This is a genomic window from Mucilaginibacter flavidus, assembly GCF_024055575.1.
GTDB lineage: Bacteria > Bacteroidota > Bacteroidia > Sphingobacteriales > Sphingobacteriaceae > Mucilaginibacter > Mucilaginibacter flavidus.
The window spans coordinates 197168-218043 of the sequence record NZ_JAMXOE010000007.1 but is presented as its reverse complement, the minus strand read 5'-3'; the positions used below and the strand labels follow the sequence as shown (position 1 = coordinate 218043).

19 protein-coding genes and 1 tRNA gene are annotated in these 20876 nt (G+C 41.9%); 6 read left to right on the top strand and 14 right to left on the bottom strand.

The window, feature by feature from the left end:
* Position 1: 1 nt before the first annotated feature.
* From thrS to NAF19_RS13520, 4 genes are all read right to left on the bottom strand, one after another.
* Positions 2-1927 (bottom strand): threonine--tRNA ligase, encoded by a 1926-nt coding sequence (gene thrS / locus NAF19_RS13535; protein ID WP_252790596.1) that lies wholly within the window; start codon positions 1925-1927, stop codon positions 2-4.
* Between the two features lie 282 nt (positions 1928-2209).
* Positions 2210-2848 (bottom strand): response regulator, encoded by a 639-nt coding sequence (locus NAF19_RS13530; protein WP_252790595.1) that lies wholly within the window; start codon positions 2846-2848, stop codon positions 2210-2212.
* Between the two features lie 134 nt (positions 2849-2982).
* The gene (locus NAF19_RS13525) at positions 2983-3423 is read right to left on the bottom strand and encodes a response regulator (RefSeq protein ID WP_252790594.1); all 441 of its coding nucleotides are present in this window, start codon (positions 3421-3423) and stop codon (positions 2983-2985) included.
* A 14-nt stretch (positions 3424-3437) separates the two neighbouring features.
* Positions 3438-5201 (bottom strand): sensor histidine kinase, encoded by a 1764-nt coding sequence (locus NAF19_RS13520; RefSeq protein ID WP_252790593.1) that lies wholly within the window; start codon positions 5199-5201, stop codon positions 3438-3440.
* 486 nt (positions 5202-5687) lie between these two features.
* Between NAF19_RS13520 and NAF19_RS13515 the strand changes: the two genes are divergently transcribed.
* Positions 5688-6098 (top strand): hypothetical protein, encoded by a 411-nt coding sequence (locus NAF19_RS13515; RefSeq protein WP_252790592.1) that lies wholly within the window; start codon positions 5688-5690, stop codon positions 6096-6098.
* 20 nt (positions 6099-6118) lie between these two features.
* On the opposite strand, the gene NAF19_RS13510 is transcribed toward NAF19_RS13515, so the two are convergent.
* The 4 genes from NAF19_RS13510 to NAF19_RS13495 form a co-directional block, all read right to left on the bottom strand.
* Positions 6119-6847 (bottom strand): (Fe-S)-binding protein, encoded by a 729-nt coding sequence (locus tag NAF19_RS13510; RefSeq protein ID WP_252790591.1) that lies wholly within the window; start codon positions 6845-6847, stop codon positions 6119-6121.
* 69 nt (positions 6848-6916) lie between these two features.
* Positions 6917-7897, bottom strand: coding sequence for a hypothetical protein (locus NAF19_RS13505; RefSeq protein ID WP_252790590.1), 981 nt, complete (start codon positions 7895-7897; stop codon positions 6917-6919).
* A 109-nt stretch (positions 7898-8006) separates the two neighbouring features.
* Entirely contained in the window at positions 8007-9308 is a 1302-nt protein-coding gene (locus NAF19_RS13500) for an MFS transporter (protein WP_252790589.1), read from the bottom strand.
* Positions 9309-9335: 27 nt separating this feature from the next.
* Entirely contained in the window at positions 9336-9833 is a 498-nt protein-coding gene (locus NAF19_RS13495; protein ID WP_252790588.1) for a hypothetical protein, read from the bottom strand.
* Positions 9834-10070: 237 nt separating this feature from the next.
* On the opposite strand from NAF19_RS13495, the gene NAF19_RS13490 reads away from it, so the two are divergent.
* The gene (locus NAF19_RS13490) at positions 10071-10985 is read left to right on the top strand and encodes a cytochrome c (RefSeq protein ID WP_252790587.1); all 915 of its coding nucleotides are present in this window, start codon (positions 10071-10073) and stop codon (positions 10983-10985) included.
* Positions 10986-10987: 2 nt separating this feature from the next.
* On the opposite strand, the gene NAF19_RS13485 is transcribed toward NAF19_RS13490, so the two are convergent.
* Together NAF19_RS13485 and NAF19_RS13480 are read right to left on the bottom strand one after the other, a co-directional pair.
* On the bottom strand, positions 10988-11989 hold the full coding sequence (locus tag NAF19_RS13485; protein WP_252790586.1) for a hypothetical protein: 1002 nt from the start codon (positions 11987-11989) through the stop codon (positions 10988-10990).
* 112 nt (positions 11990-12101) lie between these two features.
* Positions 12102-12851 (bottom strand): NUDIX hydrolase, encoded by a 750-nt coding sequence (locus NAF19_RS13480; RefSeq protein ID WP_252790585.1) that lies wholly within the window; start codon positions 12849-12851, stop codon positions 12102-12104.
* Between the two features lie 125 nt (positions 12852-12976).
* Between NAF19_RS13480 and NAF19_RS13475 the strand changes: the two genes are divergently transcribed.
* Positions 12977-14557, top strand: coding sequence for a carboxylesterase/lipase family protein (locus NAF19_RS13475; RefSeq protein WP_252790584.1), 1581 nt, complete (start codon positions 12977-12979; stop codon positions 14555-14557).
* Between the two features lie 171 nt (positions 14558-14728).
* On the opposite strand, the gene NAF19_RS13470 is transcribed toward NAF19_RS13475, so the two are convergent.
* The 3 genes from NAF19_RS13470 to NAF19_RS13460 all read right to left on the bottom strand — a co-directional run bounded on the left by NAF19_RS13470 (position 14729) and on the right by NAF19_RS13460 (position 18070).
* Positions 14729-16132, bottom strand: coding sequence for a serine hydrolase (locus NAF19_RS13470; protein WP_252790583.1), 1404 nt, complete (start codon positions 16130-16132; stop codon positions 14729-14731).
* A gap of 71 nt (positions 16133-16203) precedes the next feature.
* Positions 16204-16965, bottom strand: coding sequence for a hypothetical protein (locus NAF19_RS13465; RefSeq protein WP_252790582.1), 762 nt, complete (start codon positions 16963-16965; stop codon positions 16204-16206).
* Between the two features lie 109 nt (positions 16966-17074).
* A complete protein-coding gene (locus NAF19_RS13460) occupies positions 17075-18070 on the bottom strand; it encodes a Gfo/Idh/MocA family protein (protein ID WP_252790581.1) in 996 nt (331 codons plus the stop codon).
* Positions 18071-18142: 72 nt separating this feature from the next.
* Between NAF19_RS13460 and NAF19_RS13455 the strand changes: the two genes are divergently transcribed.
* From NAF19_RS13455 to NAF19_RS13445, 3 genes are all read left to right on the top strand, one after another.
* The gene (locus tag NAF19_RS13455; RefSeq protein ID WP_252790580.1) at positions 18143-18715 is read left to right on the top strand and encodes a Crp/Fnr family transcriptional regulator; all 573 of its coding nucleotides are present in this window, start codon (positions 18143-18145) and stop codon (positions 18713-18715) included.
* A 70-nt stretch (positions 18716-18785) separates the two neighbouring features.
* A complete protein-coding gene (locus tag NAF19_RS13450; RefSeq protein ID WP_252790579.1) occupies positions 18786-19241 on the top strand; it encodes a carboxymuconolactone decarboxylase family protein in 456 nt (151 codons plus the stop codon).
* 286 nt (positions 19242-19527) lie between these two features.
* A tRNA-Leu gene (locus NAF19_RS13445) sits at positions 19528-19609 on the top strand.
* 504 nt (positions 19610-20113) lie between these two features.
* Here the strand turns inward: NAF19_RS13445 and NAF19_RS13440 are convergent.
* Positions 20114-20842 (bottom strand): hypothetical protein, encoded by a 729-nt coding sequence (locus tag NAF19_RS13440; RefSeq protein WP_252790578.1) that lies wholly within the window; start codon positions 20840-20842, stop codon positions 20114-20116.
* Between the last annotated feature and the right edge of the window lie 34 nt (positions 20843-20876).

Sequence of the window (20876 nt, the reverse complement as noted above, 5' to 3'; positions counted from 1 at the left end):
GTTATACTGTTATTTCTTTAATTATTTGTTTTTTAAATTCTTCAATGCTCATACTTCCCAAATCTCCCTCGCCGTGTTTACGTACAGAAACCAAGCCTTCGGCAGTTTCTTTTTCGCCCACAATCAACATGTAAGGGATTTTTTTGACTTCAGCGTCCCTAATCTTCCGACCAATCTTCTCGTCCCTGAAATCAATAAGCCCGCAAATATCGGAATCTTTTAACGATTCTGAAAGTTTTTTTGCATAATCTTCATATTTTTCAGAGATAGGCAAAATAATAAATTGTTCGGGCGAAAGCCATAACGGGAAATTGCCAGCACAATGCTCAATTAGCACAGCTACAAACCTTTCCAGTGAGCCAAACGGAGCCCGGTGAATCATCACCGGGCGGTGTTTCTGGTTATCACTGCCGGTGTATTCCAGCTCGAAGCGTTCAGGTAAATTATAGTCGACCTGAATGGTGCCCAGCTGCCATTTACGGCCCAGTGCATCCCTTACCATAAAATCAAGTTTCGGTCCATAAAATGCCGCTTCCCCATATTCTACCACAGTACGCAAGCCTTTCTCCGCCGCCGCTTCTATAATTGACGATTCGGCCAATGCCCAGTTCTCATCGGTACCAATATACTTGGCCTTATTGTTAGGGTCGCGAAGCGATACCTGGGCGGTATAGTCCTCAAAACCCAAAGCACCGAATACATATAATACAAGGTCAATGACCTTTTTAAACTCATCCTTCACCTGGTCAGGCCGGCAAAATAAATGGGCATCATCCTGTGTAAAGCCACGCACGCGGGTTAAACCGTGCAATTCGCCACTTTGCTCGTAACGATAAACAGTGCCAAACTCGGCATATCGTACCGGGAGATCCTTATAGGAGCGCGGTTTGGTTTTGTATATCTCGCAATGGTGCGGGCAGTTCATCGGTTTTAAAAAGAACTCCTCGCCTTCCTGCGGCGTTTTTATAGGCTGGAACGAATCTGCGCCGTATTTTTCATAATGGCCGGAAGTTACATACAGATTTTTATGCCCGATATGTGGGGTGATAACCTGCTCATACCCTGCTTTTACCTGTGCCTTTTGCAAAAAGTTAGTTAGGCGCTCACGCAAAGCCGCACCTTTAGGCAACCACAAAGGCAGGCCCATGCCCACTTTTTCGCTGAAGGCAAACAGTTCCATTTCCTTACCCAATTTGCGGTGATCGCGTTTTTTGGCCTCCTCCAGCATGTGCAGGTATTCGGTTAGTTCGCTGGCTTTAGGGAAGGTAACGGCGTATATGCGGGTAAGCTGTTTGCGGCTTTCATCGCCACGCCAGTAGGCACCGGCAACGCTCATTAGCTTAACAGCCTTTATAAAGCTTGTGTTGGGGATATGCGGCCCGCGACATAAGTCGGTGAAATTACCTTGTGTGTAAAAAGTGATGGTGCCATCTGCCAAATCCTTTATCAGGTCAAGTTTGTACTCATCGCCTTTTTCGGTGAAATAGTCAATGGCATCGGCCTTGCTTACTGCTTTGCGCGAAAATTCTTCTTTTGTCCTGGCCAGTTCCAGCATCTTGTCTTCAATCTGCTTAAACTCGTCAGATGAGAACACGCGGTCGCCAAAATCAACATCATAATAAAAACCTGTTTCGATTGCTGGGCCTATGCCGAATTTAGTGCCCGGATAAAGCGCTTCTAAAGCCTCGGCCATTAAGTGAGCTGATGAGTGCCAGAACGTAGCCTTACCCTGTAAATCGTTCCAGGTTAATAATTTTACATGGGCATCCTGCTCAATGGCTCGGCCTGCATCCCAAACCTGGCCATCAACTTCGGCCGCTAATACGTTTCGTGCTAATCCTTCGGAGATTGACTGTGCAATCTGCATGGATGATGTTCCTTTTTCGTACTGACGAAGGGACCCATCAGGGAGTGTAATATTAATCATCTACAACTATGATTTAAAGTTTATAAAAATTGAATTGTTATTAATCACCTACAAAGTGATTTGTTAGTTATGCGGCAAATTTATAATTATTTATGGGGATTACACAGATTTGAACCGCTGATTTGTAATGATTACGTTGATTTCGCTGATGTATGGCTGGAATTATGGGCGGGACGCTATGGGAAACAATTCACCATCTTCTCCAAATAGCCGGATTACTATATCAAAACTGTGTTTTACGCAAAAAAAAAGAAACATTTACAACGGGTCAACAAGCAAAAATCACTTCATTATCTCCCTTATTTCACTAGTATTCTTCACAATTTCGTGGATGGTTATATCCAGGTTTTCAGCCACAAGCTTCAGCATATTGAGCACTTTGCCATTCACAGGGTCTGTTGGATCATCAAAATTAAACAAGTTGTGTAATCCGAGTATATTAGCTATAGGTACCCTAACCTGGTGCGATTGTAAAAACGCAATTTTTAATAATTTTTCGTATTGTGCTTTTAACTCCTTATCGGTGTTTCGTTTAACCTTTTTTTCTTCGGCATCCTTCAGCGCGCGGTTAATTTTGGGGCATAAAGAAAATAGCTTGTCTTTCAGGGCGTAATCGGTTACGCCATCCCTAATCAACTCAACCGACCGTTCTTCACCAATTGAACCCGAAACGATTATGAACGGGGTATCAGGCGATTTTATTTGCTTTATTTTGAAAGCAGCAACACCATCAAAGGCAGGTAGCGTATAATCCGAAAGTATTATGTCAGGCATATAATTATCAAGCGCGCTTACAAACGAATCGCGGGTTTGAACAACTTCACTGCTAAAGTTTAATCCGTTCCTTTTTAATTCACGCCAGAGCAGGTCAACGTCGCTCTGATTATCTTCTAGTATAAGTATTTTACAGGTGTTGATCATGAAAATTAAATTTGGGAAGCAGCTCTGTTATGCAGGCATGTGTTATGCCTGCCAACATTTAAAATTATTCGGCATCTGCAAATTAGGATTAGCAAAATCAGCGTATTATTGGTATTCAAATTATTTATGTTTATTTAGTTGGGCAATTGGCTCAGTATCATCCAGTACAGGCCTATTTCCTTTATGGTATTAAAAAAATTGTCACTTTCAACGGGTTTGGCTATGTAGCTGTTAGCGCCCAGGGCGTAGCATCTTTGAATATCCGGGTCTTCTTTTGATGATGTTAGAATTACTACGGGGATTGAACTGGTAGCAGGATCTGATTTGATTTTTTCAAGCACTTCCATACCCGATATTTTGGGCATTTTAAGGTCAAGCAATATTAGTCTTGGGTTCTCATTTATGTTTCGCAAAGCGTAAACGCCCCGGCAATAAATAAAATCAAGCGCTTCGGCGCCATCGCTAACATGATGCAGGTTGTTTGCAAAGCCACTTTTTTTAAGGGCCCTGATGGTTAGCATGGCATCGTCTGTGCTATCTTCAACAAATAAAATTTCTACGTTGCTGTAAGGCATATATTTTTTGATTTTTAAGCATTAATATTTGGCAGACTAAAATAAAATTCGGCCCCCTGGTTAATCACTGATTTCGCCCAAACCGTGCCACCGTGCCTTTGAATAATTTTTTGCACAATGGCCAGTCCTATACCGGTTCCTTCAAACACTTCCTGCAAATGCAGGCGCTGAAAAACCCCGAAAAGCTTGTCGTAGTATTGCATATCAAAACCAGCGCCGTTATCCTTCACGTAGTAAACAATTAAGTTTCCCTCCTCATAGGCGCCAATTTCAATACACGTTTTATCTTTGTATTTTGAATATTTTATTGCATTCGAAATAAGGTTTATCCAAACCTGTTTAATTAACGATGGGTCGCCTTTTGCCGGCGGCAGCACTGCCGTTTTAAACGTTGTCCTTTTTTCGTTGTCCTCAACTAAAAAATCGTCCTTTACGGTGGTTACCAAGGCATTCATATTAATATCCGTAACCGCCACCTGTTTCCGGCCCAATTTCGAAAAAGCCAGCAGGTCGTCGATCAGCTCCCCCATTTTTTTTGAATTTCGCATGATCGAGCGCAGCACTTTCGTTCCTTCTTCATCAAATTTTTCCGAGTAGTCTTCCTCCAAAATACGTGCGTAACCGTTGATGGCCCTTATGGGAGCACGCAAATCATGAGATACCGAATATGAAAATGAACCCAGTTCTTTGTTGGCAGCTTCCAGTTGCGCAGTGCGCTCAACTACTTTCTTTTCCAGTTTTTCATTAAATTTTCTAACCTCTTCTTCCGCTTTTTTAAGTTCTTTATTGGTTACAATCAATTCGCCGGCCCGCTTTTCTTTCTCTTCGTTCTGAAACACAAGTTCCTTATTGGCTATAATCAATTCTGCTGCCCTGTGTTCCTTTTCAGTATTTTGAAATGCCAGCTCTTTGTTAGCTATAATTAACTCAGCGGCGCGCTTCTCTTTTTCCCCATTCTGAAAGATGAGCTCTTTATTGGCTATAATCAACTCGGCCGCACGATGTTCCTTCTCTGTGTTTTGAAAAGCCAGCTCCTCGTTGGCAACAATCAGTTCGGCTGCGCGCTTTTCTTTTTCTTTATTCTGAAAGATGAGCTCTTTGTTTGCGATAATTAGCTCGGCTGCGCGATGTTCTTTCTCCGTATTCTGAAAGGCCAGCTCCTCGTTGGCAACAATCAGTTCGGCTGCGCGCTTTTCTTTTTCTTTATTCTGAAAGATGAGCTCTTTGTTGGCAATAATTAGCTCAGCAGCCCTGTTTTTCTTCTCTTTATTTTGAAAAGCCAGTTCTTTATTAGCTACAATTAGCTCTTCGGCGCGTTTCCCTTTTTCCTTGGTTTGAAAAGCCAGTTCTTTGTCAGCAATTATTAACTCGTTTGCCCGCTTTCCTTTTTCTTCAGTTTGAAAGGCGAGCTCTTTGTTAGCTATCACTAATTCTTCGGCCCGTTTACCTTTTTCTTTAGTTTGAAAAGCCAGTTCTTTATCGGCAATTAGTAATTCCTCGGCTCTCTTCTCTTTTTCTCCAGCTTGAAAAGCCAGCTCTTTATTAGCTATAATTAATTCTTCAGCGCGCTTACCTTTTTCCTTAGTTTGAAATGCCAGTTCCTTGTCGGCAATAATTAGCTCTTTCGCCCTCTTTCCTTTTTCTTCGGTTTGAAAAGCCAGCTCTTTGTTGGCGATAATCAGCTCTTCCGCACGTTTGCGTTTTTCTTCGCTTTGTTGCGCCAACCGCAGGTTAGCAATTATTAACTCGTTTGAAGTAGTTTTCTCATCCGTGTTCATCTCGCGGTGGTAAGGTCGTTTCTTGGCTTAACAAATAAAATATTATTTTGTTTTAAATAGCTATACAAAATATGTAGTTAATTTTTATATTTATTTTAAAATAATATTTTTAATAATTAAGATATCCCTACTTCATTCTTATAAAGATTAAAAAAAATCACCCAGCCAACACGCCACCTTGACAAAACAGACGATGTAACAAAAAAATGCCGACTTTAAATTCTATTATTTATTTACATTTACGCCCGTTGATCGTAACAAAAAACTTAACCTTTCTCAAATCAAATGATTGTATACGGCACAAGGGCGGTCCTTCAAAAAACTGAATACATTTATGATGCGTGTCCAAATTGCCGCGCAGCTAATAGTGTGTTGATTAATGTTTATCAACGGTATGCCCATATATTTTGGATCCCATTTTTTCCGATCGGCAAAACAGGCATTTCGGCCTGCAAAGGTTGCAGCCAGGTGTTAAAGCTTAATCAAATGCCCGAATCGTTAAAGTTGAGCTACGAAAACATAAAATCGAATACCCGTATACCTGTTTGGACTTTTATCGGTGTTTTTTTGATTGGCGCTGGTATTGTCGCTGGCGTTGTTTCCGAAAATCAAAAAGCTGAAAAGGTAGGCAGGCTAATCCTGGCGCCCAAAAAGAACGATGTTTTCGAAATAAAAATAAAAGATGACCAGTACACACTTTATAAAGTACAAAAAGTAGAACGCGACACCGTTTACTTCGTCGCCAATAAATTCGTAACAAACCAGGAAAGCGGCATAAGCGATCTTACTGATAAAGGCGACCAGGCGTTCGACGAATCAACAACTTACGGTATATCGATACCCAAACTGGTAGAAATGAACAAAAGCGATAAAATTGTTGATATAGACCGGAAATGACAAAAAAATAAAATCAGCGGTTAAATGTTCCCCCATCCCATTGCCAGTACATCAGCAATATGATAGGTCTTTAGCGGGATGTTATTTTTGTCGATATAGCTTTGCAGGTGCATTAAACACGAAACATCTGTTGATATGATGTAGTCTGCTTCGGCGGCTAAAGCGTTATCAACTTTCTGCTGTGCCATGGCTGTTGATATGGCATCAAACTTAACGGCAAAGGTGCCGCCAAAGCCACAGCAGGTTTCACCATCTTTCAGGTCGACTAGCTCCAAACCAAGCACTTTTGATAGTAGTTGTCGTGGCTCTGCCTTTATATGGCATTCGCGCAGGCCGCTGCAGCTGTCGTGGTACACGGCCCGGCCATCCAGTTCGGCGCCGAAATAATCAAACTGCAGGATATTGATCAAAAAATCAGAAAGCTCATAGATATTACCCTGAATTGCCCGGCATTTATTGTGCAGGGTGGTATTGGTAAAAAGATCGTTATAGTAATTTTTCACCATGCCGGTACACGATGCCGATGGCGAGATGATTACACTATCCTCCGGAAAATCATGCAAAAACTTGCTGCCCACTTTTTTGGCATCATCCCAAAAGCCTGCATTAAATGCCGGCTGACCACAGCAGGTTTGCTCGGGATTATAACCAACATCGCAACCCGCTTTCTCTAATATCTTGATGGTATTAAAAGCTGTTTCGGGAAACAACTGGTCAATAAAACATGGGATAAATAACTCAACCTTCATCTGCTCAAATTAATAGGTCGCTAATTTCATAAAAAGTATTGATTATCGAGTTATTAAGTGATTTTCAATTTACTTTTCCCGACTTAATATATTAGCAACAACAACGATACCGTAGCGCTTGTTCGTAACACCGTAATCTTTTGTAAGATGGTTATTGTCAATTATGGTTATAGATTTAAAGGTCTTGTCATTTATTGCAGCTAAAGCTGCCTCATAATTGTCTGTCAAAACTTTACCGTTTAATATGTATTGAACAAAATCCTCATTTTTGGGTATTGCCATTAACCGCCCATATTCGGGTGACTTTGATTTAAAATAATTCCAATAGATGTTTTTGGTAAATTCTTTCGTCTCAAAATACACAACGCCATTTTTTCCGGCTGGCCCGGCAATTCTTACTGCATTGGCATCTTTATAAACGGTTACACTTGCAAATTCCTCCGGTTTATAGTTTTTCAAAACACCCTCGTTAACTCTTATGCTGTCAAGGAAATACACGGGACTATTAGGGTCATCCGCCAGGATTAAATTATCCAATTTCTCCGTTCCAAAGCTGTAACACGAAACAGTAAGATCAGCAGCCTCCACCGGCTTGTCAGCATAGTACTTTTCATCTACCGGAAACTGAGGCTTTTTATTTTTATCGATTTTTACGTAAAATGACAACGTATCATTTGAAAAGTTCCAATAATCAGAACACCCTCTTGAACCCCAGGTGTCCTTTAGTTTTGGATACATCTTAAGTAAATCTTTAAGCAAAAGCTTATCCATATCAACAAATTTTCCGTCTGGCAGCTTTCCTTTAAATTGTCTGTTAAGACGTATCTTACTTATTTGATCGCTACCCTGATCTTGCTGAAATATCATTCCAGGATATTTTAACGACGAATATCCAACGCAGGCAATGAATCTTGAGTCCTGACCGATACAACCTTTACCTAAATCCATTTCTTCAACTTCAACCTTCTTAAGCTGGCCGCCAGTTTTGGTTACAGCCGTTAATGTAACATTGCATAAACAGATATCGTTGATACTTAATTTTTTAATCAAATTTGTATCGGTTACCTGTGCGTTCGTAGTAAATTGAAAAAACAGGACGAAGATTAACGATAAAATAAAGGGCTTGCGGATCATTATCAATAAAAAAATTAACTATACGCTACCGTTCGCTCATTTTTTTCTCTGCCTTCAGCAACGAAAGCAGTAAAATCAATCCTAAAATAAAAAATCCGCATAAAGCAAGCGCCGAATTGCGCATGCTGCCGGTTAATTCCTCAATATAGGCGAAGCTGGCCATCCCTCCTACTATTGCCAGTTTTTCGGTAACATCGTAAAAGCTGAAAAACGAGGCGGTGTCCGGGATATCTTGCGGTAGGTATTTGGAGTAGGTAGAACGGGAAAGCGATTGTATACCGCCCATAACTATACCCACAATAATGGCCAGTATGTAAAACTCAGTAACCGTGGTGGTAAAATAAGCGCCTACACAGGCCCCTATCCATATCACCACTACTCCGGCCAATACCGTTATGTTACCATATATGCCCGATAGCTTCGACATCAACGTAGCACCACCAATGGCTACCAGTTGGATGATCAGGATTATTGTTATCAACCCGGGGGTATCCATATGCAACACCTTGGCGCCAAAACCAGCTGCCACCAGCATAATGGTTTGCACCCCCATAGAGTAAAAAAAGAAAGCAGGCAAAAAACGTTTAAGCAGCGGCATGGCCTTTACTTTATTAAAAACATGCCCCAACTCGATAAAGCCGCCTTTAATAATGTTTGAGTGGCGCGGCACTGCATTGGGGCTCCCCTTTGGCAGTACACTAAACGGAATATGCGAAAAACCTATCCACCATAAACCCACCAATAAAAACGACAATTGTGCGGCAGAGCCGGATGTTAAATGAAAAGTTTTGGGCGACAATACAAAAATCAGGCATATCACCTGCAAAATAACGCTCCCGATGTAACCGTAAGTAAAACCTTTGGCACTTACGCTATCCTGCATATCGAAGGTAGCAATTTCGGGGAGGTAAGAGTTGTAAAACACAAACCCACCACTGTAGCCTATGGCCGCCAGGGCAAAGCAGATAATGCCAAATTCAAGGTTATTAATATCGAATAGAAACAATGCACAGCAAGCCAGCGAGCCCAGCCAGGTAAAAGCGCGCATGAATATTTTTTTGTTGCCCCGGTAATCGGCTATGGATGTTAGTATGGGCAACAGTATTACCATTACCAAGTAAGCTGCAGCCAGTGCGTAGTTTGATAACGCGGTGTTGATAAAACTGTGCCCGAAAAACGAAACGCGGTCGCCTGTTTTGGCATTTGCTGTTATCGCCACATAATAAGCCGGAAAAATAGTTGATGTAATAACAAGGTTATAAGCAGAGTTTGCCCAGTCGAAAAACGCCCAGGCACGGATGGTTTTTTTATTGTTTTTAGGTTCCATGGTGCGCTAAAAGTATGGAAAAATATATTAGCCGCGTAGTTGATGTGAAAAGTTGTGTTTTTTTAAGAGGCTGTTTAAAAAGGCACGCAATGGTTTAGTTGGTCCGCCGGCTAAATAGCCATCGTTGGCCCAAAATTTATCGTGGCTTTGAGGATCGAGGGGAATACTGGAAACTAAAATATTGCAGTCGAGGCAAATAGTAATATGTGCTACAATTTTACCTTTCCAATAATAAACGAAACCAAGATGAGGTTCAAAGCACATGGCCATTTCGTCGCCGAATGACTCCTTTTCTCCAAGTTTTTTAGTTAGACTAAGCGCGCTCTCTTTATCAAGAACAACCTGCTTCGTCATTGACTTGGCTATATGTCCCCTGGCATCGACTATGCTCATATCCGAACCTAACCCCCCGTCAAAATCATACATCATTACCTTGTCAAACCTAAATTGCAGGGGCGAATTTTTTATAATTCTATCTCTCGTTGGCAATAAAAAAAGCAACACAAAAAATGCAAAAGTTTTCATAATGAGAGTACATTGTCAGCCAAAGTATAAAGAATTAACAATATTTGAAAGTTGATAAACATAAGCAGACATAATATGGGTTTATCTTAACCATAAAGCAACCAATATCTCAGCTGTAAACTATTTATTGTAACAACCCTAAATTCTACCGTTTAGGGTTGTTTACTAATTGAACATGCCGCATTTTTCAAAACAATGCAGCCGCTGATATGTATTCATATACAGTAATCACCCGTTATGAAAAACAAAAGTTACCCCATTATAGCCGTACTGTTGGCTATCGTTATCATCATCGGCTGTAAAACGCACTTTGAAACAACTAAAATCAACTATAAAGCTGTTGCAGGCACCGGACATTTTGAACATGGCAAAGCGCTGGTGTTCAGTATTTGCGCCGGCTGCCATTATAACCGGGGCCTTAAAAAACTAGCCGGAAACCCCATGCATGATGTACCCGGCATTGCCGGCAAAGTATTTTCAGCAAACCTTACCCAATCAAAAACCAATGGTATTGCACCGAAATACACGGATGCGGAAATTAAATACCTCTTGAAAACCGGTATTTCAAAAGATGGACGGTTTATGGCATACATGCTGCGCCCAAATATGGCCGATGAAGATATTAATGACATCATCGTCTTCCTCCGCTCAAATGACCCGGCTGTGAGCGCCGCCGACACTACCGTGGGGTTAACGCATTATAGCTTTATTGGCAAAACATATCTCGGATTAAAAGCTAACCCCGCCCCTTACCGTACTGATGTAAAACGCCCCTCGGAGAACGATGAAGTAGCATTAGGTCGTTATTTGGTTGATAATGTAGGCTGTTATCATTGTCATTCAAAAAGCCTCAAATCATTAAATTCCGTTAACCCGGAACAAACTAACGGGTACCTTGCCGGTGGCGCAACATTAAAAGGCGCAAATGGCATGGATATACAGGCTCCAAACATCACCCCCGATAGAAATACCGGCATAGGCAATTATACCAAAGAAGATTTCCGCAAAGCAGTAAAAGAAGGCCAATCACCAACCCGGAAATTGAAACCGCCGATGGAAGAATTTAAATATTTAACCGATAAAGAAGTGGATGCCATTTACGTGTATGTTATGACGATACCGGCAAAGTATAACGTGGTGAAACATATGTAGTGTCAATTAAATTTTACCACCTCAAAATCCGAAGCTTTTACACCACTGAATTTTTGCAGTTCATCATTACTCCAGCGGCTGTCAGGTGCACCACTGATGTACATATTGCTGCCAATATCAGCCAAGATTAAGCCATATTTTTTCATCGCTTTTAATATCACCTGCAGATGCGCCGGGTAACCTGTAATATTGAAACCCGCCCTCAACCTGATTTTGGCGCCAAACGGTAGTGAGTAAATTCCACCATGACTATTTACACTATGCCGGGCAGGCGCAATGTATCCCGGCTTTACGTTCGTTGATTGTAGCGTAAAACGGATTGCATGGTCAATGGTTCCTTTCAGCACTTCGTCATAACGCACAAGACCGGGAAAGATGGGCAGGCCAGCTGCGTCAGCCGAGGTCCAGCCCGCTTTGCGCAGGGTGTTCGTTTTCAAATCAAAAATGGCCCCGCTTGATGCGCCCCATTTACCGTTAGCAAAACTGGCGTTATAAAGCTCGTACAACATATCATTATCCCTATCAACCACAATCACATGCGAGTCGCCGCCCTTGCCTTCAGCCTCGATGTGTGCGTTGCTTGGTATAGGATAAGGCCCAGCATCGCTTTCACTGCCGTAGTTGCCATCATAACTATTCGCCTTAAAGGTTACCTTAACTTTTGCCTGGCTGCCGCAAACCACATTAAACGGTATGCCTATCGAAACACCGTTGTATAGCCCGCTGCCAAAATCGGCTTTTAAGTGCGAGGCACTGATAGCCGCTATAATCTGGTTGCTGTAAGGGTCAATAGGCGCTGTAGAAACGTCCTTGTTCCAGGAGTTATTGGACGGGAAAATAGAAAGATTTTCAACGTCGGCAATTTTTGCATTACAGGTGTTTGATGTGCCGCCTGTCCCCGTTGTGGTTTTATCACCCGTTGCCGGGTTGGTATTCTGCGTTTTGCTACAGCTGGCTGTGCACAAAAATGCCAGCATTAGTAAGGTGAAGCTTCTATTTTTCATAAGGTGCAGCCCAAAGGTCTTGTTTGGTAGAACAAAGGTAAAACGTTTTTTACGATGATAGATTGTGCATGGCGTTTGAAGAAGGATTTTAGATTTGACAACTTTTAAGGTGTCAGATCTCGCTATTAATAGTTTTGCCTGCCACAAATCGATATAAATATGGCGCTTTATGCGCGCCGCCTGTCCATTTTTTGGCCACACGTTCCAATATGCCCAAAGCCAGCATTTTGCGTTGAAATGCTGGTCGCAACAGCTTCCTGCCCAGGATGGTTTCGTACAGCGTTTGTAAATTGCCCATGGTAAAGTCGCGGGGCAAAAGGTTAAATCCGGTAAGCTTATTATCCAAGCTTAGGCGGAGCGCCTCCAGGGCTTTTTTAATTATACCGTTATGATCCTGAATCAGGGTTGGAACCTCATTTAAATCGTACCAATTGCAGCTATCAAAAATTGCTGCGGGCGCGAGGTTAACTTTTGTAAAATCAACCAGGGCATAGTAACCTACCGAAACAAACCTTTTGAGCAACCAATGGTCTTCGGTTGGCGATTGCCCGTTTGCGGTCATAATTGTTTTAAAACGCGATGGATCGTATCGGCTATAATCGCCAAAAACATAAAATTGCTCCAGGTAAATATCTGTTAACCCGGTACGCTCCGATGCTACCCGCAATGCCGCCGTGTTCAAGTCTTCATCAACCCTGACAAAGCCACCCGGCAGACCAAACAAGCCAGTGCGTTTATATTCAATTAACAAAACCTTCAGTTGGTTATCATGAAAGCCAAATATAACCGCATCAATGGCTATGCTTTTTAAAAAGCCCTCTCCTGTTGCTTCAGTCTCCTTTGCACGCTGAATGTTAGTCATGTAACAATTGCATTAAAAATTAAATAATATTGATAATCTCAAATTAAGCGATTATTATTGTAACATAATGTTACAATAATAAAATCATTTGTTTCGGCCCCAATTAACCTCTAAATCTCCTTTTTATGAAACGTCAAATCTTACTGCTGTGTACGGCACTGCTTTACACGTACGCATTTGCACAACCAGGTACTAACAAAGTAACCGTAGCAAACGGTACGCTACAAGGCACATTTAACAACGCCACCAATATACACAGCTTTAAAGGCATTCCCTATGCCCTGCCACCCGTTGGCGATCTGCGCTGGAAAGAGCCACAACCACCCGCAAACTGGACAGGCATACGCAATGCCGACCATTTCAGCCATATGCCTATGCAAAAACGGGTGTTCACGGATATGATTTTCCGCGCCGATACCATGAGCGAGGACTGCCTGTATCTTAACGTTTGGACACCTGCAAAAACAGGCAAGGAAAAACTACCGGTGCTGGTGTATTTTTATGGCGGAGGATTTTCGGCAGGCGACGGTTCGGAGGCGCGTTACGATGGTGAAAGCATGGCGCAAAAAGGGATAGTAACCATAACCATTAACTACAGGTTGGGCATATTCGGTTTTTTCTCGCATCCTGGCCTTACTGCGGAATCGGCACACCACGCATCCGGCAACTATGGCCTGTTAGACCAAACAGCCGCGTTAAAATGGGCGAAAGCTAATGTTGCAGCCTTTGGCGGCGACCCTGATAAAATAACCATAGCAGGCGAGTCTGCCGGCTCGATAGCAGTTAGCGCACAAATGATATCGCCATTGTCGCGCAATTTAATAGCAGGCGCTATCGGCGAAAGCGGAGCTATGATAAACCCAACACTACCAGCCATACCACAAGCCGATGGCGAAAAAAACGGTGTGGCATTTGGCGAAAAAAACAACGCAAAATTATTAGCCGACCTTAGGGCCATGACCGCTTCGCAATTGCTTGATGCGGCGTCAAAACCTGGTGCGTGGCGTTTGGCGGCTACCATCGACGGTTATTTTCTCCCTAAATCGCCTGCTGAAATTTTTATCGCCGGCGAGCAGGCACATGTTCCGTTGCTTGTTGGCTGGAATTCTGCCGAGATACCTTACCAGGCATTTACCGGTGGCGATATGCCGACGCCGGAAAACTATGCAAAAAAGGTAAAACAACAATACCCGAATGACGCCGACGAGGTGCTTAAGCTATATCCCGGCGCCACGCAGGATGAAGTAATAAAATCGTCCACTGCATTGGCCAGCGACAGGTTTATTGCCTACAGCACCTGGAAATGGGCCGACCTGCACAGCCAAACCGGCGGCAGTCCCGTTTATCGTTATTTGTTTTCGACGCCACGCCCGCCCGAAGTAAAACCATCACTAAATAAAAGCCCGTTACCACCGGTTATGGTTGGCGCGTCACATGCATCCGAAATTGAGTTTGCCATGGGCAATCTACCGTACGACAAGGTTTATGCCTGGACACCTGACGATTACAAAGTATCAACAACTATGCAAGGCTACTTTGCCAACTTTATAAAAACCGGCAACCCCAACGGCAAAGGCCTGCCGAAATGGGAACCGAATACCAAAGGCAGCCCGGTTAAGTTCATGAATATCGACGTAAATACTAAATTGCAGCCAGAAAGCGACCGGGGAAGGTATTTGTTTTTGGATAAGATTTATACGAAGTAAAAAAACTCTTTTGTCAATTCAATCTGAATGCAGTGAAGAATCACCTACGCGCTGGCAAAGCGCAAGATCGGTTTGTCGGTAACCTGTCAGCGAGATAAGATTTTTCACTGTGTTCAGAATGACAATCAGAGAGTCGATAATAAGCGTAAAATTCGCTTGAAATTATTCCCCCTACTCCAACTTTTTTAACTGCTCTGCCGCGTATTCGTTTTTAGGATTTAGCTCAATGCACTTTTTAAAATTCTCCATCGCCAGCGTTTTATCGCCGGTTTTTACATAGGCTTCGGCGAGGCTATCATAAAGGTTCCCGCTATTAGGGTACCGGTTTATATTGAGTTTGAATATCGCGATAGCCTCCTTGTATTTTCCCTTTTCCATCAAAATAAACCCAAATTCATTCATATCGTGCTCATCAACTTTAAAACCGGCGTCTTTTTTCTTTAACTCTTCTAAAATACCGGCTGCATTCTCAAATCCTCTTTTTGCCAGTTCGGCGCTGTAAGCTTTTACGGCATAAGGTGAATTGTATCCTTCCTCTATCCATTTAACGGCCCAGGTTGTTTGTTTACCCAAAAATAAGTCGACCACTCCTGGCACAATAAACAATCCCCGGTAATCGTGGGTAAAATATACCAGGCTTTCCTGCCTATCCGGGAAATCGATATAAAATGCCTTAAATGCGCCGTTATCACCCCAATGCCAAAAAGCTTTGCCTTTTTCATTTTCCTGCAGGCCAACGCCCAATCCCCACCATATATGGTTCATCGCCTCAGTGGGTTTGCGCATAAACCAATTTCCGGCGGTGGCTTTGGCAAGCATTAATTGGTGGGTTGCCGGTTTTAAACCTTCGCCGCCAGCAACTGCCTGCAAAAAGAGGCTATAGTCATGGGCATTGGTAAGTAAGCTGTAAGCTGCATTTTGGTCGGAATGGCGCTTCACCTCCCCAGCACTATTGCCAAACGCGGACACGGTGTCAAACTTATTTGTCCATTCATAACTGCTGCTGGTCATCTTTAATGGTACAAATACTTCCTCATCAGCCAGTTGATTTAAGGTTTTGCCTGTTATTTTCTCAACGGTACGCTGCAAAAACACAAATCCCTCTCCCGAGTACGAAAAACAACTATCTGGTGGGAACATCAAATTAGCGGGTCCCGACCTGCTCCAGTTTGGCAACCCTGTTTTATGGCTTAATACAATACGGGCAGTAATTTTTCCGTAGCGCGGGTCGGTTTGGTCAAAATGATCGTATTTGCCAATGTAGTTTAATAAGGGCTTGTCCAAATCAATCAAGCCACGGTCGTGCAGGCGCAATACAGCATAAGCAAATACGCACTTGCTTAGGGATGCCGCCTCAAATATGGTGTTTGAGGTAACTTTTTGAGCATTGCCATTTTCAATAGTCCCCAGGTTATATACTTCGGATTTATTGTTTTTTGTATAGACAAGTTGCACGCCCGGAAGGTTTACAGCCCGGCTGATTTCCATTAACCGGGCTGCTTTATTTTTATCCTGTGCTAATACATGCGACAATGATATTAACGAATATAAACCGAACGTAATAAACTGTTTCATGCAGGTTTGCGTTTTTGTATATGACGCTCATCAGCATTAACTTGTTGCAATTGCGAGGGGTATATCGGCGGTTACTTATTAACTTTGTACCCAAGGCCGATATTAAACGTTACAAATACCGCGCTTTGCTTTTGATTAGGGCTATTTTGCAGTTTATAGCTATCAATCTTCCAATCGCCGGCGTAGGCATTGATGTAATATCCTGCACGAATGCCGATTGGGATGTTCCGCTCAATTTCGAAGCAATCCATTTTTTTGGTTTTCATTTTAATTAGAAAATCATACCCGGCACCTAGTTCAATACCAAAATTTGGCTGCCAGAACGTTTTGCTTGAAGTACTATTCAATAGCTCGTCGGTAAAACTATTGGTGTTTTGGATACGGGCCTTATCTTCGACTTTTAACATCGCCGCTGAAAAGTTAATGCCGGCAAACGGGTAAAGCCTGTATGACGAACTTGATGATATGTTATATCCCGCGCGCCAAAACAATTGGTATTGATTATACTTTACCTTAAGGTCGTTAACGGTCGAACTGGCAATTGGCGTAAAACCAATACCATCTTCAAACAGCCAGTTTTTGTATATATGGCTCATGGAAGCGTTAATCCAGATATTCGATTGATTAATTGACGGAATTCCGTTGGCATTAAGCGCACCGTTCAGCTGGCTGATATCGCCTTTACGATAAGTGACCTGTATTTGCATTGCACCGGCCGGGTTGTGGTGCGACATCCAGCCATGGGTTTTAGCAGTATCGGTGGTTTGGCCCATCAGGGTGTTCGAACTAAAAAACAACGCGGCTAATGCCGCCAGGTAAGTAAATTTTTTCATGGAGTTGTTGATATGTACTTTAAGTGCTTTTAACTAAAGAATAAAAAATTATCATTCTTGTTTTAAATAAATTACGTAAATAAACAACGCACGGTTGTTAAAATTTATTTTATTCCGCATCTGCCTGGTATTTAATCCCGGCTATCGCCCTAATTTTATCCAGGGTTTCCATTAATGACATGGTATCGGCAAACGGGATTACATCGCTTTCCGTCAACCCGCGCTTTAAGCAATCATTCACATGCCGGGCCTCATACTGGTAGCCAAATCCAGCCTCCTTTTCAACCGGGATAACTTCGCGACTGTCCACAAATTTAGCGTAATATTCAATCGTGGCCGATGGTTCATAAAACCTCGAGGTGAGCCTTATTCGGCCTTCAGTCCCCGAAATATCGGCCTCTGTTGCCATATTCGACGAAAAACTGGAAAACAGCTGTGCCATAGCACCATTTTTATATTTAAACAGGATTGCGCATTGCTCATCCACGCCGGTTGCGGATGGCGTCATACTCGCTTCAATAACATCCGGTTTGCCCAATACGCTCATCGCCATAAAAACATTGTAGATACCAATATCCATCAGCGTGCCGCCACCCAATGCAGGGTCGAAAAGGCGGGCGGGTACTGGCGGGGCAGGTTTAAAACCGAAATTTATCAATACTGACCGAATATCACCCAACAGCCCCTGTCCTATCATTTGATGCATTTTTTCGTAATGCGGATGAAACATCGTCCAGCGGGCTTCCATTAAAAACAGGCTTTTTTCTTTTGCCAAATCAATCATCGCTTTAGCCTGTCGTGCATTCATCGCAAAGGGCTTTTCGCATAATACGGCTTTGTTGTGCTGCAGGCAAAGTAACGTATTTTCATAATGCAGGTTGTGAGGCGTAGCGATATAAATCACATCAACCTCCGGGTTTTTAACCAAGGCTTCATAACTGTCATGACGATATTTTACATCAAATTCATCACCGAATTCCTCAGCGGTTTCCTGTGAACGCGAACCAATTGCGATTAGTTCCGCGTCAGTAACAAACTTTAAATCTGCCGCAAACTTGCGGGCTATTCTCCCCGCACCTAATATTCCCCAGCGAATTGTTTTCATGTTTGTAAATTAATAAGATTTCCACCAGATTTACGAAGTTTTATAAACTTCATAAATCTTCACCCGATAAATATGTACTCCGAACTCCTTACACATATAAAAAAATTCGTAAGCCTCACAGCTGCCGAAGAAAAACTATTATGTGAAAACCTTGCACCCAAAAAGTTAAAAAAGAAGGAGTTTTTGCTGGAAGCCGGTAAACACTGTTTGGGCAATTATTTTGTGGTAAATGGGTGCCTGCGCCTCTACTTCATTAACAGCAAGCTAAGCGAGCAAATATTACAATTTGGAATTGAAAACTGGTGGATAGCCGACCAGGACAGTATAGCCAGCGGTCGACCAGCAAACTGTTATATACAGGCCATAGAAGCATCTGAATTACTTTTTCTGAGCGAAAAAACCAGGGCAATACTGTGCGAACAAATACCTCACCTTGAGAGCTACTTTCGCATAATGATGCAAAAGGCTTATGTGGCCGCACAGCGCCGTATAGGTTTTATATTTAACCAAACTGAAGAAGAACGCTACCGCAGCTTTACCAGCCAATTTCCCGATTTTGTACAGCGGGTGCCGCAATATATGCTGGCATCCTATCTTGGCTTTACGCCGCAATTTTCAAGCCGGTTGCGGGCAAAAAAGTCTTAATTTCTTAACCACAGTTCATTTTTCGAGAGGTGTTTGATGTGCAACTTTGCTTTATCAAAACATTAAAGAAATGAGCAACAGAATCAAAATCAACCAGGCCGACCCGGCAGGATACAAGGCCATGCTGGCGATGGAAAACTACATTGAAAGCACCGGTTTAACCACAAAACACAAGGATTTAATAAAAATCCGTGCATCGCAGATTAACGGCTGTACTTACTGTATCGACATGCACACCCGTGATGCCCGCAAAGCCGGCGAAACAGAACAACGTATCTACGGCCTTACTTCATGGCGCGAAACACCTTTTTTTGACGAGCAGGAACGCGCAATATTAGCCCTTACCGAAGAAGTAACCCTTATAAGTGGCAAAGTATCCGACGAAACTTATAGCAACGCAGCTGGCTTGTTTGATAGAACTTACTTAGCGCAACTGATAATGGCAATTATCACCATTAATGCATGGAACAGGATTGGGGTGACTACCAGGTTAGAGCCGGTGTTGATTTTAGAACCAGCAGCATAGATGCATAGCGTTCCATTTTTTCACATGGAACACCCGGAACGCTGTGAAACATACTGATTATCAAATGCTTCCTGATTTACGTCCTGGGGAAAGTTTATACTTTAATGGTTAATCCGGCTTCAAGTCTCCAAAATGGATCTTAGCCGGCCCATGGACTGAAAACCAGGAATTGACAGACCGAATGAAAATTAAGGGCCTGTATGTTAAACAGATAAAATGAAAAGCAAAAAACTTTTCTTAATTAAGTATTTTAGTCTATCTTTGCGACCTCATAAAAATCCTAACTGCGGAAGTGGCGTAATTGGTAGCCGCACCAGACTTAGGATCTGGCGCCGCGAGGCGTGGGGGTTCGAGTCCCTTCTTCCGCACAAAAAAGCCGTTAACTGAAAAAGTTAGCGGCTTTTTTATTTAAATCAAGTTTACTTATAATTTTAAATTTAGAAGTAAATCATTATCCCGGATTTGAAAATGTTTAATCGAATAGTTTAAAAAGTAATCGATACTAATAACCGTTTTATCAAGCTTGTAATGATCAATTAAAAAGGGAGTGCCTAAGAAATCTCCCTGATTCATACCCTAATTCTATTCCCGTATTCTCAGAAATCATATACTCGCTTTGTGAAACATTATAAGTTGTTAAATCGGTAAATGTGCTTTCCAAAAATGAGTGAAACTCTGGATCAGATAAATAAGCACCAAATCGTTTGCTGAAATCGATGTATGATAACATATCGTCTAAGTTGTTATTGAAGCGAAATATTACTAATAATTTTCAAAATACCCTCAACGTGTTCTAAACATAATCCCTTCTTCAGCATAGAAAAACTGTTAACTGAATAAGTTAGCAGCTTTCTTTGTGCAACAATCTTTTTTCAATTTGGAAAACATTGCGGACCTACGGCACCGCCTCCATATTCCAAGACAATGTTATTCTTGTAATAGATATAGCTGCAACCATCATTATACTGCTTAACCTGCGCAGCAGTTAAATTATTATCAAATAGTAAATATGAATATTTACCCATGCCACTCCTGGCAAAACCTATCGTTGTTATTTGCCCGTTTTCAATTGAAACGCAATTAGCAGCTCTAAGTAATTTTTTAATACTGGTTAACGTTTCATTAGTCCATTTAAGCATAGCTAGCATCGAGTTAAGCTTTGGAGTATTATATTCTAAATTCCATTCTTGGGTGACGGTGGTCTCTTTATCTTTAAGAGTAATTATTTTAAAATCTATAGTTTCTTTAGTGCTTACAATTTTATTTTCAGGATTAAATTCTATTGAAACTGTATAATTAGCAGGTACCAATCTGGTATATTGGGTTTTTAAGGCGTTGATTTTTTCATAGTTCAAATCGATATTTTGGGTTAATTCTTTTTTACTACTCTTAGGCATTGAGTACATAAACAATAGAAATTCTTTTGATTGTTCATTACCTGAATTATATGCTTCAAGAAATTCTTTCTTATTGCTTTCAGACATGTCCTTTATTATGGTTTTAAGAAGAGAATCCTTGTTTATTGATTTATTAAATTCTTGGCCCGTAGCTTTAAAGGTGCATAATAAATATGCTAAGATTAATATTGAAAATGCTTTCATGTAGCGTTATAATTCATATCTAAGCTAATAATTT

What these genes read in the sequence shown, in the direction of transcription:
- thrS (WP_252790596.1), bottom strand. Translation starts at nt 1,927, where the DNA reads ATGATTAATATTACACTCCCTGATGGGTCCCTTCGTCAGTACGAAAAA.
- NAF19_RS13530 (WP_252790595.1), bottom strand. Translation starts at nt 2,848, where the DNA reads ATGATCAACACCTGTAAAATACTTATACTAGAAGATAATCAGAGCGAC.
- NAF19_RS13525 (WP_252790594.1), bottom strand. Translation starts at nt 3,423, where the DNA reads ATGCCTTACAGCAACGTAGAAATTTTATTTGTTGAAGATAGCACAGAC.
- NAF19_RS13520 (WP_252790593.1), bottom strand. Translation starts at nt 5,201, where the DNA reads ATGAACACGGATGAGAAAACTACTTCAAACGAGTTAATAATTGCTAAC.
- NAF19_RS13515 (WP_252790592.1), top strand. Translation starts at nt 5,688, where the DNA reads ATGCCCGAATCGTTAAAGTTGAGCTACGAAAACATAAAATCGAATACC.
- NAF19_RS13510 (WP_252790591.1), bottom strand. Translation starts at nt 6,847, where the DNA reads ATGAAGGTTGAGTTATTTATCCCATGTTTTATTGACCAGTTGTTTCCC.
- NAF19_RS13500 (WP_252790589.1), bottom strand. Translation starts at nt 9,308, where the DNA reads ATGGAACCTAAAAACAATAAAAAAACCATCCGTGCCTGGGCGTTTTTC.
- NAF19_RS13495 (WP_252790588.1), bottom strand. Translation starts at nt 9,833, where the DNA reads ATGAAAACTTTTGCATTTTTTGTGTTGCTTTTTTTATTGCCAACGAGA.
- NAF19_RS13490 (WP_252790587.1), top strand. Translation starts at nt 10,071, where the DNA reads ATGAAAAACAAAAGTTACCCCATTATAGCCGTACTGTTGGCTATCGTT.
- NAF19_RS13485 (WP_252790586.1), bottom strand. Translation starts at nt 11,989, where the DNA reads ATGAAAAATAGAAGCTTCACCTTACTAATGCTGGCATTTTTGTGCACA.
- NAF19_RS13480 (WP_252790585.1), bottom strand. Translation starts at nt 12,851, where the DNA reads ATGACTAACATTCAGCGTGCAAAGGAGACTGAAGCAACAGGAGAGGGC.
- NAF19_RS13475 (WP_252790584.1), top strand. Translation starts at nt 12,977, where the DNA reads ATGAAACGTCAAATCTTACTGCTGTGTACGGCACTGCTTTACACGTAC.
- NAF19_RS13470 (WP_252790583.1), bottom strand. Translation starts at nt 16,132, where the DNA reads ATGAAACAGTTTATTACGTTCGGTTTATATTCGTTAATATCATTGTCG.
- NAF19_RS13465 (WP_252790582.1), bottom strand. Translation starts at nt 16,965, where the DNA reads ATGAAAAAATTTACTTACCTGGCGGCATTAGCCGCGTTGTTTTTTAGT.
- NAF19_RS13460 (WP_252790581.1), bottom strand. Translation starts at nt 18,070, where the DNA reads ATGAAAACAATTCGCTGGGGAATATTAGGTGCGGGGAGAATAGCCCGC.
- NAF19_RS13455 (WP_252790580.1), top strand. Translation starts at nt 18,143, where the DNA reads ATGTACTCCGAACTCCTTACACATATAAAAAAATTCGTAAGCCTCACA.
- NAF19_RS13450 (WP_252790579.1), top strand. Translation starts at nt 18,786, where the DNA reads ATGAGCAACAGAATCAAAATCAACCAGGCCGACCCGGCAGGATACAAG.
- NAF19_RS13440 (WP_252790578.1), bottom strand. Translation starts at nt 20,842, where the DNA reads ATGAAAGCATTTTCAATATTAATCTTAGCATATTTATTATGCACCTTT.